This window comes from Desulfobulbus oralis (assembly GCF_002952055.1).
GTDB lineage: Bacteria > Desulfobacterota > Desulfobulbia > Desulfobulbales > Desulfobulbaceae > Desulfobulbus > Desulfobulbus oralis.
This window is the reverse complement of the sequence record NZ_CP021255.1, coordinates 1,379,673-1,397,433: the sequence shown is the minus strand read 5'-3', so window position 1 is coordinate 1,397,433 and position 17,761 is coordinate 1,379,673. Positions and strand designations below refer to the sequence as shown.

Below are 17,761 nucleotides of genomic sequence, written 5' to 3'. Positions count from 1 at the left end.
ATATTACCTCATCAAGGATAAGGTATAACCAAGAATTTTGAATCAGTATCTTTTATATTCATACTGTGCTCTAAATTTCAATGGGAATTAAAAATTTTATAGGATTCGCCTTTGGCCCAATTGCTAGCGCCGTACTAGGTTTAATTACTGTTCCGGTATTCTCTTGGGTATTTAGCCCTGAAGATGTAGGAAGACTCAACATTCTGCATATGGTGATTTCATTTTGCCTACTATTGTTAGTCTTGGGCTTGGATCAAGCCTACGTAAGAGAATTTCATGAGACCAGTAATACTAGTCAATTATTAAAATTATGTTTTCGGCCCGGATTTTATTTGCTGTTAGTAAGCGCCTCAGTCAGCTTGCCATTTAGCAATAACTTGTCGTCCTGGCTATTTTGTGAAGTGGATCCGTGGTTTTATCCATTGATTCTGGTTTGTATTTTAACTTCCTACATATCACGTTTTTTGTCGCTCATCTTGCGCATGCAAGAGCGTGGATTGGCATTTTCCATAAGTCAAATCATGCCAAAAGCGTCACAATTGATACTGTTGGGAGTTGTGCTATGGACAGGTGCAACGCGTAATTTTTTGACGCTGCTGTGGATAACTGTAGCATCGACTTTGACTGTGGTAGTAGTGTATGCTTGGAACACCCGCAAGGAATGGTTGCTCGCACTGGAAACGCAGCCAAATCCGGACCAAACACGTGCTTTGCTCAAATTTGGCTTGCCCCTGATGATTTCAGGCTTGGCGTACTGGGGTTTGACTGCCACTAGCACCTTGGTGTTGCGCTCTCAATCAACCTTGAGTGAATTGGGTATTTACTCGGTTGCTAGCAAATTTGCAGGCGCGGCGACCATTTTTCAATCTATTTTTACCGTCATATGGGCCCCCATGGTTTACAAATGGGTCGCGGAAGGCGTTGACATGGTACGCGTGGATACCGTTGCCCGCCAAGCGCTATCGGTGGTATGCGCTATTTTTGTCGTGACGGGTATTTTTTCGTGGTTGACCGATTATATACTGCCTGTGCATTACATCAGCGTCAAATACCTAGTGCTCTGTGCCATTGCCCCACCGTTGCTTTACACGTTGTCCGAGATTACCTGCGTGGGGATTCGCATCAGTCGCCGCACCAAACTTTCAGTATGGGTCACGCTGGCCGCTCTCGCCGCTAACGTCCTGTTGAATCTCTGGCTGGTACCCAAGCATGGTGCCAGTGGGGCAGTTATGGCCAATGCGTTGGCGTATATGGTTTTTTTCGTGGCAGGAACAGAAGCCTCAGCGCATGTATGGCGTCAGTTTCCGCGTAACAAATTGTACCTATGTGTAGGCTTTACCATCGCCTTTGCCGTGGCAACAGTGTTGTTTGGTCCAACGGCGTTGATTCATTACGCTCTGTTTTGGTTAGCAGCTCTTCCTCTGGTTGGCTGGTTGTTTTGCAAGGAGTGGACAGAATTGATTAGTGCTGGCCGTTTATGCTTTGACCAGAAAATTTCCAGCAGGATGTTGGGTGACAAATCAACTTACTCAGTGAAGAAAAAATGAAATATAAACAATGTATACGATGTGTTATGGATAATATCTCCGATACATACATAACCTTTGATGAAGAAGGTTATTGTAACTATTGTAGTAATGCAATTAAAATCAAGGGCAAAGTTTATTTTCCCAATGAAAAAGGACAGAAGAAAATACAGAAACTTATAAATAGACTAAAAAGTTGTAGAACTGAATATGATTGTATCATGGGTATATCAGGTGGATTAGATTCATCATACCTGGCTTATCTTGGTTCTGTAAAGTGGGGATTAAAAATCTTGGCGGTACATATTGATGACGGATTTGATACAGAAGTTTCCAAGAGGAATATTGAAAAGATATCTAATTTTCCAAATTTTAATTTGAAAACTATTAAACCAGATGCAATACAATTTAAAGAGCTAACAAAGGCTTTTATGCGCGCTGGCGTCCCAAACTTAGCTATACCACAGGATAATGTACTGTTTGCTGGTGTATATAAATATCTAAAATCTAATTGTTTAAAAACCTTCTTGTCTGGAAGTAATTTCGCTCTTGAATGTATTTTGCAAAAAGGAAATACACATAGTGCCTATGACCTAAGAAATATAAATTGTATACATAAGAAATTTGGAAAAGGAAAATTAAACAACCTTAATTTAATATCAGATATAAAAAAAGATATAGATAAATTTATTTTTAGGATAGAAACGATTAGTCCTCTAAATTTCATAGACTATAATCGAACTAATGCCATGAAGGAGCTTGAAAAATACTGCGGTTTTGAGTACTATGGAGGAAAACATTTAGAAAATGAATTAACAAAGTTTATTCAACAGTATTGGTTCTATGAAAAATTTGGTGTAGACAAAAGAAAGTCACATTTATCAAGCATGATTGTTTCGGGCCAAATAACACGCGATGAGGCATTAAAGGAATTAAACAAGCCTATTTACGATGAATCCGAAATGAAAAACACCATAAATAGTATTTTAAAAAAATTAGATCTAAGTAATCATGAATTTAATATAGTTATGCAATCAAAAACGCATCAGCATGATGAATATTTAATATCTAGATATAGGAAATTGAAAAAAATTTTATCAAAAATAATAAGTCATGCTAATTAATACGCTTGGCAGATTGTTGGAAAGAAAGATACTGCACTTAGTAACCCGTTGAGAAACTATATTTCAGATCCTGTGCTACAGCAATTCGAAATTCCATGCAACACAGAATTACTGAGTTGCTCCTTTACCTTACGAAGTTCTTTACTTGCAATGCACATTGCTACAATGTTTTTAACAATTGTTAGAGGCCTACATTTTCAATGAAACTCTTAACTATCATTGGTGCTCGACCACAATTTATCAAGGCTTCGACTGTATCTCGCCTGATAGCTACACGTGATGATATACAAGAAATAATTGTCCATACGGGGCAGCACTACGACTCCAATATGTCGAATATTTTCTTTGATGAATTGGAAATTCCACAGCCCGACTATAATCTTGGTATTGGTGGGGTGGGGCATGCCGCGATGACTGGGCGTCAACTTGAGGCTCTGGAGAAAGTGATGCTGGCAGAAAAACCGGATTGGGTACTTGTTTATGGCGATACAAACTCAACATTGGCTGGTGCACTGGCGGCCGTGAAGCTACATCTCCCGGTGGCACACGTGGAGGCCGGTTTAAGAAGTTTTAACCGGCGCATGCCGGAGGAGATTAATCGAATTCTCACCGACCATGCATCGGAGCGATTATTTGCCCCAACCGAAACAGCCATGGTAAATCTCAAACACGAAGGTATTCCGAATGGGCGCTTGGAACTGGTTGGTGATGTGATGTTTGATGCTGCACTGTTCTACCGTAAGCACGCACGACGCCCTGTGTGGTTTGATTCACTGCAACTTGGCAAGGAGGCATATATTCTTGCCACCATTCATCGAGCTGAAAATACGGATAATCAGAAGCTGTTGGCGGCAATTTTAACCGGTCTTGGCGATGCTGGAAAACCTGTAATTCTGCCTCTCCACCCGAGGACACGTTCACAGATTAAAAGGTGCGCTCTTTCTTTGCCCTCCAATGTGCATATAACTGAGGCGGTCGGATATTTGGAAATGATTTGGCTTGAGATGAATGCGGAAATGATCGCTACAGATTCTGGAGGTGTCCAAAAGGAAGCCTATTTTCATGCCAAGCCATGTGTGACACTTCGGAATGAAACCGAATGGGTTGAACTGGTTGATGCCGGATGGAATACATTGGTAGGTACTGATCCAGTGAAAATTGGGAGCGCTCTAAGAAGAAAAAATGTGGAGCATAAAATTCTTTATTATGGAGATGGCAGGGCAGCTGAAAAAATTATATCGAGACTTGTTAAGTCTTAAAAGCTAAATCAGCTTTGATGGTAATAATAATTTTAAAATAAGTAATAGGTAGACTGTATGAATTTAAAAAATAGTAATTCTGGTAAAACTGTGCTTCATATCTTACATAGTGCTGCTTTGCTTTCTCCAAGTTTTGGAATAATTCAGCAAATGCAGCATGAGCAGAATGCTGCAAATCAACTAGGTATAAGTTGGGAAGTAAAAATGTACTGTCCTTATAATATAAATAGTTGTTATAATATTATATATAGGGATAAAAAGATAAAAAATGAAAATGGCGATAAATTTTGCAGTAAAATTATTCCTTGGATAAAACTGAGATACAACTATATTAGATGGCTTTTTCAGCAGCAGGATCATGTAGATATATTTTTATTACGATATTATGTTCATGATCCCTTTCAGTTATGGTTCGTGAAAAAATGTAAAAAACCTGTATTTTTCTTACATCATACCATGGAAGTTCCAGAGTTAACACAGTACAGTAAATTTATTGGACTTCTACGATCTATACTGGAACTTATTATTGGACGTTATGCAATTGATAATGCAAAAGGAATTATAGGTGTTACAAAAGAAATAGTTGATTATGAAATAAGCAGAACTAAAAAAACTAAAAAAACTAAATTCATTTATCCTAATGGCATTCTAATTAGCAATAATATTCTTATTGATAAAAGAAAGAAAGATATTCCTGAATTTATTTTTGTTGCAAATTTTGCACCGTGGCATGGGCTTGACATTCTTTTAAAAAATATTACTGAAAGTAATCATCAATTTGTTTTGCATTTAGTAGGTAAAGTTCCACCACAATTAGATAGATTTACCAATGATCCACGAGTACGACTGCATGGCGTTTTGTCACAGGAACAGATAAAGCAACTGAGTGCTCAGTGTTGGGTAGGCTTGGCATCATTTGCACTATATAGAAATAAAATGAAGCAGGCTTGCCCACTAAAGGTCCGTGAATATTTAATGCTTGGACTTCCCGTTTGTGGAGATTTTGAAGACGTTTTTCCCGTAGATGTGAAATTTTATAAAAAAAATGAGGGGGACATTGGCGAACTGATAAACTTTGCTTTTTTAGTCCGTGATCTTGGCAAAGAAGAAGTACGCGAGATGGCAAAAGAGTGGATTGATAAAAAATTGTTTCTTTCAAAGCTTTATTATCACTTAACTGCTTGCGATGATATATAAATTATTGAAATAGTACTTATTACCAAAAAATGAACGATAAATATATAAAGAAAATAGGGCTCCTCGTCATTTGGTGTGGATTTGCAGTATAAAGGGAACCTAGATTCTCAATCCAAAAGCAACAGGCAAAGTGAAAAAGGCCTCTCGCTGGGCACGAAAGCCAAGACACTTTCTGGGGCGCTTGTTCAGACCTTCTACAATCCGCAGAACATCATCGTTTTGCACATCCCGGAAATCAAGTCCCCTGGGCAGATATTCGCGAATGAGTCCGTTCGTATTCTCGTTTGTACCCCGCTCCCAAGGGCTGTGGGGATGGGCAAAGTACACAGGAGCCCGGTAGAATCTCATTCCAAACGCACCACCTGGGCAGGGGCATGAAAAGTTAGAAGGACAGGGCGGGATTTTGGTAGAGTTGGCAGTGCCAAGCACCAAGCAGCCAGAAGGAGCCCGCCACGTCCCATAGCCATCTGACCTTGGAAGAATGCATTGTTATCGAATTATTTGTAGCCATGGAATGCTTTGCCGAAAAATCGCTACGTGTCTTGGCCGAATCCATACAGGCGGTGCCGGGAGCCGCGCCATGACCGTCGCATGAGCCGCTCCGATCTGGTCGCCCGAGTCGATGAGAAGCCCCGTAGCGACTGGCGCCTGAGCAAATTGCAGGGCGTATTCGCCCGGACTATCCAGCAGAGGATCAAACCATGCGCATCAGCCCGGAGACCATCTACCGCTGGATTTATGCCGCCGCACAGCCTGCCGATACCAGTTGCCACCATTTGCGCCGCACCCATCGAGGCCGAGGTGACAAAGCAGGTACGGCCCCGGGTCAGACGCCTGTTTCCCGTACGCGATATAACAGCCCGTTGAAAAACTATATTTCAGGCTCCAGACTACAAGAATTGCAAATTTTAAATGACGCAGAATCAGCGAGTTGCTCTTCAGTTTTACAAGGTTTTTTGCTCGCCATGCGCATTGCAGCGGCTTTTTCAACGGGCTGATAAGCCCGGCAACCACAGCTCGTGCAGGCAGAACCCGCATAGGCGACTGGGGAGGCGGATCTAGTCTGTGCCTCTAGAGACAAGTCAGCGCTGGTCAATCGTAAGGAGCGCAAAAGTCGCTTTCTGCTGCTGGGCAGGGCCCAAAGCAAAACGGCCGCCGCTTTCAAAGATGCGCCTGTTCTGCGTTTGTGCGAGATACCACTATGTCTGCGGACGACTTTGACGCTGGATAAAGGTCCGGAATGGCAGGGTTTAGGGAGCTGGAGCGGGCAGACCTGCGCGCGTACTTTTGCAGGCCGCATTCTCTGTGGAGCGTGGCACAAACGAAAACGAGGGTGGGCTTTTGCGGCAGTATTTTCCAAGAGGCAGCAGCTTGCACAAGATCACGGAAAAGATGGTTTTGGATGCCGCAGAGCAACTGAACAACCGGCCGCGCAAATGTTTACACTACCAGACTGCGCTGAGGTTTTTAACCAGGCAATCGCCAGTGCACTTGCAATTTGCATGCATCCTCTAATAAAATTATAAAATGACTATGTCGTTAAAATTAAAATCCTCTAATATTATATTATTTATCCTACTGATAAATTTATTTTTTTACAAGATTGTGCTTTTTTTTATGATAAAAAATAATTTAATTACTATAAATTTAGGCGGTGGAAATGATTCAGACTATTATCATGCTTATGCCATTGGTATTACTGATGTTGCAGTTAAGATATGGCCTGTATTATTAAGATTTTTGAATGATGCATCATTATATTCGAGAGAAGGTGTTTCTTATTTTCTACTATTGCTTAATCAGATATTTATTCCCGTATTATTTATAAAAATTGTAGGATTGAATTATTATAAACAGCAAAAAATATATTTATATGCTATTTTTATTTGTCTATATTATCCAACTCTATTTTTTTATACACTTGACATTTACCGTGATGTTTTTATGATGTTTATTTTCCTGCTTTCATGTTTATTTGTAAAAAAATTTATGGTTAACAAAAATAAATTGCCTTATTTTATTTTATCAATATGCTTTGGTACTTTTTTGTATAAGCTAAGACCATATTTGGGTTTTGCTTTTTTGATATCGTTAATTGTTTGGAAAATTAAACTTACCAAATCACGTATTTTTTTTATTTTTCTCCTATATATGATTATTTTATTTATTGCTAATTATTTTGGTTGTTTCAGTAATTTATTGGAATATAGAACTCTTTTTTCAGATTCTATAATGAATTCTGGAAGTACTATGCTGCTGGATTTTTCAAATTATAAATTTTTTCTTGTTAATTATATAGAGAGCGCTCTTTATCAATTATTTGGATTATATATTATTAATATAAAATTATTTTTTGTATTTGTTATTGAATCAATACCATTTATTTATATGTTGATATATGTAATCTTAAATATTAGATTTACTGATAAATTTAACAGGTTCTTAATTATATTTTTCGTCGTATATGGAACTATTTGGATTATAGCTAATGATAATCTTGGCACTGCAATTCGCTTACGTATGTTTAATTATTTTTCTATATATTTATGTTATTTCTATATTTTATCAGCAAAAAACAATATGACTCAATGTAAAACTTAATCTTTTCATCATAGTATTTAGTTTTGATATCATTGAATACATTTGACTTAAAAAATATAATGTTGAAACTGGCTTTTATTACATCTCATGCACCATCCCTGACACATTTCCGGGGTCAGTTAATTAAGGCGTTGTGCGATAAGGGCATTCAAGTTTTTACACTTGCCCCCAACTTTGATGATGAGACCCGTATGGCTGTTCAAAGTCTAGGCGCTATCCCCATAGATTGTTCTATGAGCCGTGTTGGCATGAACCCATTTGTCGATATTCTGAGTACTTGGCAACTTGCCCGTTTATTAAAGCGAATACATCCAGATATCGTTCTGAATTATTTTATCAAACCTGTAATATTCGGATCATTGGCAGCAAAGTGGGCCGATGTACCGTATCGGATTGCATTGATTGAAGGTCTTGGATTCATTTTTACTCCTAGCCCCACAGGATTTTCTCTGGCGCGTCGTGTGCTCAAACGATTGGTTATGCTGCTATATAAACTGGGACTTTCCTGCGCTGATAAAGTGATTTTTCTCAATCCTGACGACCAAAATGAGTTCATTGCTGCTCGCTTGTTACCAGCCAGCAAGACATTCCTGCTCGGCGGCATTGGCGTTGATTTGAACAAGTGGCCCTTTACACATCCTGTAGTGGAGCCCCTTACCTTCTTAATGGTGGCGCGGCTGCTCCGTGAAAAAGGGGTTGAAGATTATGTAAATGCCGCCCGAATTGTCAAAAAAATTAATCCTCAGGTTCGATTTATTTTACTTGGCGATCTTGACGAGAATCCAGGAGCCATCACACGTTCTGAGGTGCAGGCATGGTATGATGAAGGCATTGTCGAATGGCAGGGTCATGTTCCGGTACAGCCCTGGCTTGTCCAGACGAGCGTTTTTGTGCTGCCCTCATCATACCGGGAGGGAGTTCCCCTAAGTACCCAGGAGGCTCTGGCGATGGGACGTCCGGTCATTACCACCGATGTTCCAGGGTGCCGGCAGACAGTTGCCGATGGGGTAAATGGCTTTTTGGTGCCCGTGCATAGCCCTGAGCTCCTGGCGGAAAAAATGATGGCATTCATGCAGCACCCTGAACTCATCACTTCCATGGGTCTGGCCAGTCGGCAACTTGCCCTGGAGCATTATGACATCTGCAAGGTCAACCAACGGCTGATTCAACTGATTTGTTCGAAAACATCAAAATGCGGACAATGTCCTCCCACTGTTGCAGCATCTTGATTGTCTTGAGTCTTGTATGAGAAATCGCTGCGTTCAAGGCAACGGAATTTATCATCATGCAATCTGTCTGCTATAAGCGCTTTGGCAAACGCCTGATTGATGTGGGCATGACCGCGATTGCACTGGCCCTCATGTGGCCCGCCTTGCTCGGCCTGTCCATGTTGGTGCGGATAACACATGGGCCTCCGATACTTTTTCGTCAAACCCGTCCAGGCTTACATGGCCGCCCGTTTCAACTCATAAAATTTCGCACCATGCGCAGCGCCTTTGATGCGCAGGGCAGGCCCCTGCCGGATGCGGAACGCCTGACCAGGTTGGGCCGCTGGCTGCGGGCCACCAGCCTTGATGAATTGCCGGAATTATGGAATGTACTCAGGGGAGACATGAGCCTGGTGGGGCCACGCCCCCTATTGATGGAATATCTGCCGCTCTATTCGGCCGAGCAGGCTCGTCGGCATGAAGTCAGACCCGGCATAACCGGCTGGGCCCAAGTGAACGGCCGCAACAGCCTGAGCTGGGAAGAAAAATTTGAGCTGGATGTATGGTATGTGGACAACTGGACATTATGGGTAGATGTTAAAATTCTGGCAGTAACCTTAAAGAAGGTATTGCTACGTGAAAATATTGATGATACCAATGGTATTGGGCAAGTGAAATTCAAGGGAAAATTATGAAAAAATTAAAAATATTATTTCTTGGTAGAAAGCAGGTTGCTGCAAAATGCCTGCAATGGTTGCTAGATACCCGGAAAGATGTAGAAGTTGTTGGAGTTTTGTCGGATACGCATCTGCAACATTCAATTACATCAGATGTGGCCCGTAATTACCGCATTCCACTTTTTGATTCTGAATCTGCCATTCAGGCACTGCGCAATGAGAGACTATCTTTTGATCTTGGTCTTTCAGTATTGTATTGGAAAAAGCTCAAATGTGAGTTTATTTCTATGCCAAAAATTGGAATCATAAACTTTCATCCTGCACCTCTCCCAGATTTTAAAGGAGTTGGCGGATATAACTTGGCAATTCTCCATGGTTTACCAAAATGGGCAGTTTCTGCACATTTTGTAGATGAAAATATAGATACGGGAGATATAATAAAAGTAAAGTATTTTCCAATTGATTTTTATACTGAAACAGTGGTAACTCTTGAAAAAAAATCACAAAAAGTACTTAAAGACCTATTTATGGAAATTGTTAATGCTGTTCTTGATGATCCTGCCAGTATTAACCGAGTACAAAATAAAGGGGGAATCTATCTATCGAGAAAAGAGCTGGAAGATATGAAGTGCCTGAACCCCGCGACCGACGACATTGACCGGAAAATTCGAGCTTTTTGGTTCCCCCCCTACGATGGAGCCTTTATTGAATTAAATGGCAAACGATACACGCTGATTAATCGTCAAATTTTGTCCAGTTTGGCAGATCCCAACTCCAGCTCATTGTTTTCTTGTCCTGCCCCCTCTACTGATGAGGGAAAGAATGATTGAGAGCCCGTTGAAAAAGCCGCAGCAATGTGCCTTGCGAGTCAAAAACCTTGCAAGGCAGGAGGGCAACTCACTGATTCTGCGTCACTTAAACTTTGCAATTCCTGTAAATCTGAAATATAGTTTTTCAACGGGCTGTTAAACAAAAAATTCTAAACAACCGCTCGTTACAGGGATGTGCCGCCGGAAACAACGGTTATCGGCAATCCGGCCCGACCAATGCAAAAAGGTTGAGTCCAAGTTGGGCTGTGCCAAAAATTCAGTTCAACCCACAACACGGCATCGCATTGAAGGCAGCACAAAACACTTGTTGCGGTCAACAAACATACCTCTTCAAAAAATAGACAACTTTGTCATGCTGAACACTCCCTTTGCTCCCTGGCCTCACTATACCCAAGAAGAAGCAGATGCGGTCAGCAGGGTTCTGCTCTCCAACCAAGTCAACTACTGGACGGGCCAGGAGTGCCGCAAGTTTGAGCAGGAATTCGCCGCCTGGGTGCAAACAGATTATGCAATTGCCTTGGCCAACGGCACCGTTGCCCTTGATCTGGCCTTGCACGGTTTGGGGATTGGCCCGGGCCATGAGGTGGTGGTCACGCCCAGGACTTTTCTGGCCTCTGCCTCCTGCATTGTCAACTGTGGCGCAGTCCCGGTGTTCGCCGACGTAGACCGCGATTCCCAGAATATCAGTGCCGAGACCATTCGCCCTGTCCTCAGTCCGCGTACACGGGCGATAGTATGCGTTCATCTTGCGGGTTGGCCCTGCGATATGGATGCGATAATGACGCTTGCCGGGGAACACGGCCTTTTTGTGATTGAAGACTGCGCCCAGGCCCATGGCGCAAGATACAAAGGGCGCTCGGTTGGCGCCATTGGCCACGTGGGGGCTTGGTCTTTCTGCCAGGATAAAATTATGAGCACTGGCGGCGAAGGCGGCATGGTGACCACGAATGACCACGCCCTGTGGGCGCGGATGTGGGCCTGCAAGGATCACGGCAAAAGCTGGGAAGCGGTTTACGAACGCAAGCATGCCTCTGGTTTCCGCTGGCTGCACGAGAGTTTCGGCACCAATTGGCGCATGACGGAAATGCAGGCGGCCATTGGCCGCATTCAACTGCGCCGCATGCCCGGCTGGCACGCCGAGCGCCTGCACAACCTGCAGATGCTTTGGCAGGCGGCGCGGCAACTCCCTGGTTTGCGCGTGCCTCTGCTGCCGGAAGGCAGCGAGCATGCCGCCTATAAAGGCTATGTTTTTGTGGAACCGGAGCAGCTTCTGCCGGGCTGGGACCGTGATCGTATCATGCGGGAGATCAACCAGCGCGGAGTGCCTTGCTACTCAGGCTCCTGCTCCGAGGTGTATCTGGAAAAGGCCTTTGAGCACACCGGCTGGCGACCCAAGGAAAGATTGCCCCTTGCCCGGGAACTGGGTGAAACCAGTCTCATGTTCCTGCTGCATCCAGGAATCGGTGAAGAAAATATGGAGCTGACGATTGAGGTGCTGACAGAGGTGATGCATCTGGCTACTCCTGAAATGGGGAGAGCTGGCCGCTAGAGCATTTCGACTTTAAGACTGTATATGACCACAAGATGCAAGTGCAGCAGCGAGGGCAAGGTTAAAAACTTCAGCGGAAGTATGGTAGATTAAACAGTTGCGGGCCGCTTATTCAGCCGATGAGCTGCCGTGAAGAGCATCTTCTCCGTAAGTTGCTGCCGCGCTGCCAGGGCGAATGCGGCCAGCAAAAATACGTGCGCAGGCCAGTGGCCGACTCCAGCCCCCTGAAGCCTGCCATTTCCGAACCGTTATCAAGCGTCAACGTCTTTCGCAGGTCTGGTGATATCTCACACAAACGCGGAACAAGCCCCTCGCCCGAGGCGGCGGCCGTTCTGCTTTGGGCCTTGGCCAGCAGCAGAAAGCGACTCTTGCGCTCCTTGCAACTGAGCAGCGCTGCCTGGCCCCTGGAAGCGCAGACCAGATCCGCCTGCAACAGGCTGTGGCCGCCGGGCTATATCAATACACCCGGGATCTGCCCCGGCCGCACCTGCCTTGCCGCCTGCGGCATCGGTGGGTGCGGCGCAAATGACGGCTGCCGGCATCGCCAGGCAGTGCGGCCGCAGAGATCCAGCGGGCAGATGGTCTCCCACTGGTGCCCATGCCTTGATCCTCTGGATAGTCCAGCCGCAGACGGCTCGCAATCCGTTCGGGCGACCAGATCGGAGCGGCGCATGCGGCGGTCATAGCGCGGCCCCCGGGAAATGGTGCTGTGGTGGCGGGCCAGGGCAGGCAGCAATTGTTCGGCAACTCATGCCCATGGCTACAAATTACTTCGATGCCGATGCGCTCTGCTAGGATCAGATGGCTGCGGGACATGGCAGGCTCCTGCCGGCTGCCTGGCGCTGCCAACTCGACCAGAATCCCGCCCTGCCCTTTCACCTCTCTCACCCTGACCGAGTGGTGCATTGACAATGAGCACTTAGCCCTCCGCTTCTCTGCGCCAGCGGCCCCGGCCGCCTCTGGACGCGGCCCTGGCCGCCCGCATCCTGAGACGCAGCGCCTGATCGCCGAACTCGGCCCTGAGAGCACGGAACAAGCCCCGGTTCGGCCGCACGCCCAGGTCGGGCCCGGCATCGATGTCCACCTCGCCCCGGCCCGGAAAGTCCAGCACCAGTTGGACCGCAACCCCGCCGTGATGCTGGAAAAAAAGATCCTTGAGCCCGGCCAGCCGCTCGCGGGCCAGCCGCTCTGCCGGCAGGCGCAGCACAAGCTGCTCGCAACTGTGCTCCAGCGCGTCCGGCAAGGTGCGGATATCCTCGGCGGTCAGTTTCGGCCCCTCCTCGGCCTGTTCCACATTGGCCACCACAATGAGCGGCTGATCGCTGGTCAGCAGCGAATCGTATCTGGCAAAGAGGCTCGGAAAAACGGTCAGATCCACTTTGCCTGACAGGTCTTCCAGCACCACAAAGGCCATGCGCTCGCCCTTCTTGGTCTTGTGCTCTCGGTAAGCAGCCACCAGGCCGCCCACGCGCACGACCTGACCGTTCAGCGCCTCACCCAGCCTGTCCAGCCGGAAATCCGTCATCAGCTCCAGCTCGGCGGCCACAGATTCCAAAGGATGCCCGGTCAGATAAAAGCCCGCTATTTCCTTTTCATAGGCCAGCCGCTGCAGTTCCGGCCAGTTGTCCACCACCGGTGCCTCCACCTCCTCCGCCCCATGTTCCGGCAGGGCCACCGGGCCGGCGCCGAAGAGGCTCATCTGCCCGCTTTGCCGCTCGCGCCACACCGCTTTGGCCCGCTCCATGCTCGCGTCCAGCATGGCGGCCAACTGCGCCCGGTTGGCATTCAGCGAATCAAACACGCCGACCTTGATCAGGCTTTCGATGACCTTGCGGTTCACCTTGGCAGAGTCGATGCGAATGCAGAAATCGGTGAGCGACCTGTAGGCTCCGGCCTTTTCCCGCTCTTCGATGATGGCGTCCAGTGCCGCGCCGCCCACGTTCTTGACGGCTGCCAGACCAAAGCGGATCTCCCGGTCGCCACTGACCGTGAAGTCCCGGAACGAGGCATTGATATCCGGCGGCAGAACCCCAATGCCCATGCGCCTGCATTCCTGAATGTATTTGACCACCTTGTCGGTGTTGTCCACGTCACAGGACAACAGTGCGGCCATGAATTCCGCCGGATAGTGGGCCTTCAGGTAGGCGGTCTGGTAGGCGACAAAGGCATAGCCTGCGGAGTGTGACTTGTTGAAACCGTAGCCCGCGAATTTCTCCATCAGATCAAAAACATGCCCCGCCCGCTCCGGATCGATGCCGTTTTTCCTGGCCCCCTCCATGAAGCGGCTGCGCTCCTGCTTCATGATTTCGGGCTTTTTCTTGCCCATGGCGCGGCGGAGGATGTCCGCGTCTCCCAAACTGTAACCGGCCAGAATATTTGATATTTTCATGACCTGTTCCTGGTAGACGATAACCCCGTAGGTTTCCTCCAGGACATCCTTCAGTTGCGGCAGCGGATACTCGGCCTCCCGGCGGCCATGCTTGGTGTCCACAAAGGCGTCCACCATGCCGGAATCCAGGGGACCCGGCCGGTAAAGCGCCACCAAAGCGATCAGATCGGTAAACTGCTCCGGCTGCATCCGCACCACCAGATTGCGCATGCCGTCGCTCTCCAACTGGAACACACCCAGGCAATCGCCCCGGCAGAGGAGCCGGTAGGTTTCCCGGTCGTCCACGGCCAGCCGGTTGATGTCCAAGTGCCTGCCGCATCGCGCCTCGATGCCGCGCACCGCCTTGTCGATCATGGTGAGCGTTTTCAGGCCCAGAAAATCGAACTTGATGAGCCCCACCTTTTCCACATAGTTTTTGTCGTACTGGGTGACGATCTCCCGGACATCGCCGTCCTTTTCCGACTTCACGCAGACCGGCAGGAAATCCGTGATGGGAGACGGCGAAATGACCACCCCGGCCGCATGCACCGACTTGTGCCGCGCCAGACCTTCGAGCCGGAGCGAGATCCTGATCAGTTCCTGAATGAGGGGATCCTGCTGCATGGCCGCCTTGAGCCTCGGCTCCTGAGCCAGCGCCCTGGTGAGCGTGATGTTCAGATCATCCGGCACGAGCTTGGCGATCCTGTCCACCTCGGCCAGCGGCACGTCCAAGGCCCGCCCCACGTCGCGCACCACACCGCGCGCCTTCATGGAGCCGTAGGCCACGATCTGCGAGACGTAGTCGTCTCCGCCGTAGCGCTCGCGCACATAGCCCAGCACCTCGTCCCTGCGGTCGCGGCAGAAGTCCACGTCGAAATCCGGCATGGATTTGCGTTCGATATTCAGAAAGCGCTCGAAAATCAGGCCATAGGCAATGGGGTCGATGTCGGTGATGGCCATGCAGAAAGCGGCCAGACTGCCTGCGCCGGAGCCGCGGCCCGGCCCGACCGGAATGCCCTGATCCTTGGCCCAGTTGATGAAGTCGGCCACAATGAGAAAATAGGCCGGAAACTCCATCTTCCTGATGACATCGATCTCCATGACCAGCCGGTCGTGGTACTGCTGCCGCAGCTCCGGGCCGAGTTCGCGGTGCCGGGCCACCTCCTGCATGCGGGTCTCGAAGCCCTTCCAGCAGGCGGCCTCGAAATCGCCCGCAAGGGTATGGCCCTCGGCCAGTGGGAACTTGGGGAAAAAGGGCTTGCCAAAGGAGAATTCCACGTTGCAGCGTTCGGCGATTCTGACCGTATTTTCGATGGCCTCCGGGCAATAGCCAAAGGCAGAGGCCATTTCCCCAGGCGACTTCACGTAAAGCGTGTTGGTGGAATAGCGGAAGCAGCCGGGATCGTTCAGGGTTTTGCCGCACTGGATGGCGAGCAGCACCGCATGGGCCTGGGCATCGTCGGCCAGCAGATAGTGACAGTCGTTGGTAGCCACCAGGCCAATGCCCAGTTCCTTCGCAATCTCCATGAGCGCCCGGTTGGCCACTGCCTGTTCCGGGATGCCGTTTTCCTGCAGCTCCAGATAAAAGCGGTCGCCAAAGACCTTCTGCACCTCGACTGCCCGCTGGCGCGCGGTTTTCAGGTCGTCGTGCACGCAGCGCCAGGCAATCTCGCCCTGCAGACAGGCGCTCGTGACGATGAGCCCTTCGTTGTGCTCGAAGAGCCGCTCCCAATCCACGCGCGGCTTGCGGTAAAAGCCGTGCACCTGGGCCATGGAAGCCAGTTGCACCAGGTTGTGGTAGCCGGCTTCGTTCATGGCCAGGGCAACCAGATGAAAATTGCGCCCCGCCCTGGCACCCCGTGAATCCATGCCATTTTCGGCCAGGTAGAGTTCGCTGCCGATGATGGGCTTGATCCCGGCCTTTCTGGCCGCATCGTAGAATTCCAGCGCACCGTACATGACCCCGTGGTCGGTAATCGCCACAGCATCCATGCCAAGTTCCCGTACCCGGTCCATCAGTTCGGGAATACGGATGGCGCCATCCAGAAAGGAGTAATGGGTGTGCAGGTGCAGATGAACAAAGTTGCCCATGATTTTTTACAATATGTTGAAATACCTGTGAATTTTTCTGGATTCCAGTTCTGTTCAGAGCGGTTCCGACCCGCATATTACCCGATTTCCGGCCGGGCCAAAGCAGAAAAAGGCTGCAGGCAAAGGCCGGACTCTCCCCTTGCGGAAGCAGGCCCGGCTGTGGCATAAAAAGGGGCGGCAAGGAACCCGCACCACTTTGGCAAGCAACGGAGCAAGATATGGAAATTACGATTCCGGAAGGCATCACCGGCCAGGAAGCACTCACGGTAACGGAAGAACTGAGCGCCCCGCACTGCGGCAGCGGCCTGGTTCCGGTCTTGGCCACGCCGGCCATGATCGCGCTCATGGAAAAGACCTGCCTGCGCTCGGTACAGCCCCACCTGCCGGAAGGCTACGGCACCGTGGGCACGCTGGTGCATGTCACCCACGAGCACGCCACGGCCATGGGGCGGCGGGTGTCCTGCACCTCGAAACTGGTTGAAATCGACCGAAGGCGTCTGGTTTTTGAGGTGGAGGCGCAGGACGAGGCCGGCATCATCGGCCGGGGCCGCCACGAGCGCTTCATTATCGAAAACACAAAATTTCTGGCCAGGGCCAATGGCCGCTAACAGGGCTCTTTTTCTGCCGAATCTTCGCCGGTCCTGCTGATGACGTAACGGCCCAGCACACCAACGAGCATATCCGGCAGGTCGTCTTTCTGGCGGGAGCTGCGCTGAATCTGTTTCAGGCATTTTTCATAGGTGAGGGTCTCGCCCAGCGAGAGATAGCGAAGCACCATGGAAATAAGCCGGGTAATGGTGGTGAGATTGGCAATGCGTGACTGGAGTTCGTGGTCACGGTCAAAGGCGGTGGAGGCAAAGACCTCGACCGGACGGCCGTTCAGCTCGCTGACCGACAGGTACCACTTGTTGCCGTCACGGTCGATGGTGCGGTAGCGTCTGGCGTCCAGCACCTCCGGCAGCTCCGGTTCGGATACGGCGTTGCCCGGCGGTGCCGCCGGCGGCTGGCCGTGCTGGGCGGCCCAGAGTTCCCGCAGCAGCTCCGGCTGCTCGCGTACCGCCCTGGCCAGCAGCGCGACGCAGTCCGGACAGATTGCAGTCTTGCCGCTGCCGACATCGGCCTTGCCCATGGCCCTGCCGCAGAGCGGGCAGGCCGCCGGGCCCTGTGCTTGCACTTTTCCCATCATGGTATCCTTGCATTCGATTCATCAAATCTGCAAAAACGTTGCCTGCAAATCTAGCACAAAGCGGTCCGGAAAACACCGGCAAAGACGGACAGAACGGCAGAATCCCGCCACAGGCGGCCATTCGCTTGAAAGTCTTGACATTTGC

General features: G+C 48.8%; 15 protein-coding genes. 11 read left to right on the top strand and 4 right to left on the bottom strand.

The annotated features are described in order from the left end of the window. Positions 1–80: 80 nt before the first annotated feature. From CAY53_RS06165 to CAY53_RS06150, 4 genes are all read left to right on the top strand, one after another. Positions 81–1,547: a lipopolysaccharide biosynthesis protein gene (locus tag CAY53_RS06165; protein WP_104936387.1), complete on the top strand. Its 1,467-nt coding sequence runs from the start codon at positions 81–83 to the stop codon at positions 1,545–1,547. Next, a complete protein-coding gene (locus tag CAY53_RS06160; protein ID WP_104936386.1) occupies positions 1,544–2,650 on the top strand; it encodes an N-acetyl sugar amidotransferase in 1,107 nt (368 codons plus the stop codon). Before CAY53_RS06165 ends, CAY53_RS06160 begins: the two co-directional genes overlap by 4 nt. Positions 2,651–2,850: 200 nt before the next feature. Then, positions 2,851–3,909: a non-hydrolyzing UDP-N-acetylglucosamine 2-epimerase gene (gene wecB / locus CAY53_RS06155; protein WP_104936385.1), complete on the top strand. Its 1,059-nt coding sequence runs from the start codon at positions 2,851–2,853 to the stop codon at positions 3,907–3,909. 57 nt (positions 3,910–3,966) lie between these two features. After that, positions 3,967–5,106: a glycosyltransferase family 4 protein gene (locus tag CAY53_RS06150; protein WP_104936384.1), complete on the top strand. Its 1,140-nt coding sequence runs from the start codon at positions 3,967–3,969 to the stop codon at positions 5,104–5,106. Between the two features lie 99 nt (positions 5,107–5,205). Here the strand turns inward: CAY53_RS06150 and CAY53_RS13445 are convergent, their stop codons facing one another. Beyond that, the gene (locus tag CAY53_RS13445; RefSeq protein ID WP_146106430.1) at positions 5,206–5,454 is read right to left on the bottom strand and encodes an IS30 family transposase; all 249 of its coding nucleotides are present in this window, start codon (positions 5,452–5,454) and stop codon (positions 5,206–5,208) included. 353 nt (positions 5,455–5,807) lie between these two features. On the opposite strand from CAY53_RS13445, the gene CAY53_RS12605 reads away from it, so the two are divergent. The 6 genes from CAY53_RS12605 (at position 5,808) to CAY53_RS06125 (ending at position 11,971) form a co-directional block, all read left to right on the top strand. Continuing rightward, a complete protein-coding gene (locus tag CAY53_RS12605; RefSeq protein WP_146106429.1) occupies positions 5,808–6,104 on the top strand; it encodes a hypothetical protein in 297 nt (98 codons plus the stop codon). A 619-nt stretch (positions 6,105–6,723) separates the two neighbouring features. Then, a complete protein-coding gene (locus tag CAY53_RS06145) occupies positions 6,724–7,707 on the top strand; it encodes a hypothetical protein (protein WP_219842615.1) in 984 nt (327 codons plus the stop codon). Positions 7,708–7,766: 59 nt separating this feature from the next. Next, positions 7,767–8,936, top strand: a complete 1,170-nt coding sequence (locus tag CAY53_RS06140) for a glycosyltransferase family 4 protein (protein ID WP_104936383.1) — start codon at positions 7,767–7,769, stop codon at positions 8,934–8,936. A gap of 56 nt (positions 8,937–8,992) precedes the next feature. After that, a complete protein-coding gene (locus CAY53_RS06135) occupies positions 8,993–9,610 on the top strand; it encodes a sugar transferase (protein ID WP_104936382.1) in 618 nt (205 codons plus the stop codon). Continuing rightward, positions 9,607–10,422, top strand: coding sequence for a formyl transferase (locus CAY53_RS06130; protein WP_104936381.1), 816 nt, complete (start codon positions 9,607–9,609; stop codon positions 10,420–10,422). Before CAY53_RS06135 ends, CAY53_RS06130 begins: the two co-directional genes overlap by 4 nt. Before the next feature lie 352 nt (positions 10,423–10,774). After that, positions 10,775–11,971, top strand: coding sequence for a DegT/DnrJ/EryC1/StrS family aminotransferase (locus tag CAY53_RS06125; RefSeq protein WP_104936380.1), 1,197 nt, complete (start codon positions 10,775–10,777; stop codon positions 11,969–11,971). Positions 11,972–12,083: 112 nt separating this feature from the next. Here CAY53_RS06125 and CAY53_RS13910 read toward each other — a convergent pair whose 3' ends face one another. Next, positions 12,084–12,404: an IS30 family transposase gene (locus CAY53_RS13910; RefSeq protein ID WP_219842743.1), complete on the bottom strand. Its 321-nt coding sequence runs from the start codon at positions 12,402–12,404 to the stop codon at positions 12,084–12,086. 486 nt (positions 12,405–12,890) lie between these two features. Continuing rightward, complete coding sequence (gene dnaE / locus CAY53_RS06115) at positions 12,891–16,430, bottom strand: DNA polymerase III subunit alpha (protein WP_104936379.1); 3,540 nt, start codon at positions 16,428–16,430, stop codon at positions 12,891–12,893. Positions 16,431–16,648: 218 nt separating this feature from the next. Here dnaE and CAY53_RS06110 point away from each other — a divergent pair, with 218 nt between their 5' ends. Further along, the gene (locus CAY53_RS06110; protein WP_104936378.1) at positions 16,649–17,038 is read left to right on the top strand and encodes a thioesterase family protein; all 390 of its coding nucleotides are present in this window, start codon (positions 16,649–16,651) and stop codon (positions 17,036–17,038) included. Here the strand turns inward: CAY53_RS06110 and CAY53_RS06105 are convergent. Next, positions 17,035–17,616 (bottom strand): TSCPD domain-containing protein, encoded by a 582-nt coding sequence (locus CAY53_RS06105; RefSeq protein WP_245874904.1) that lies wholly within the window; start codon positions 17,614–17,616, stop codon positions 17,035–17,037. The two genes, CAY53_RS06110 and CAY53_RS06105, sit on opposite strands and share 4 nt — an antisense overlap. Between the last annotated feature and the right edge of the window lie 145 nt (positions 17,617–17,761).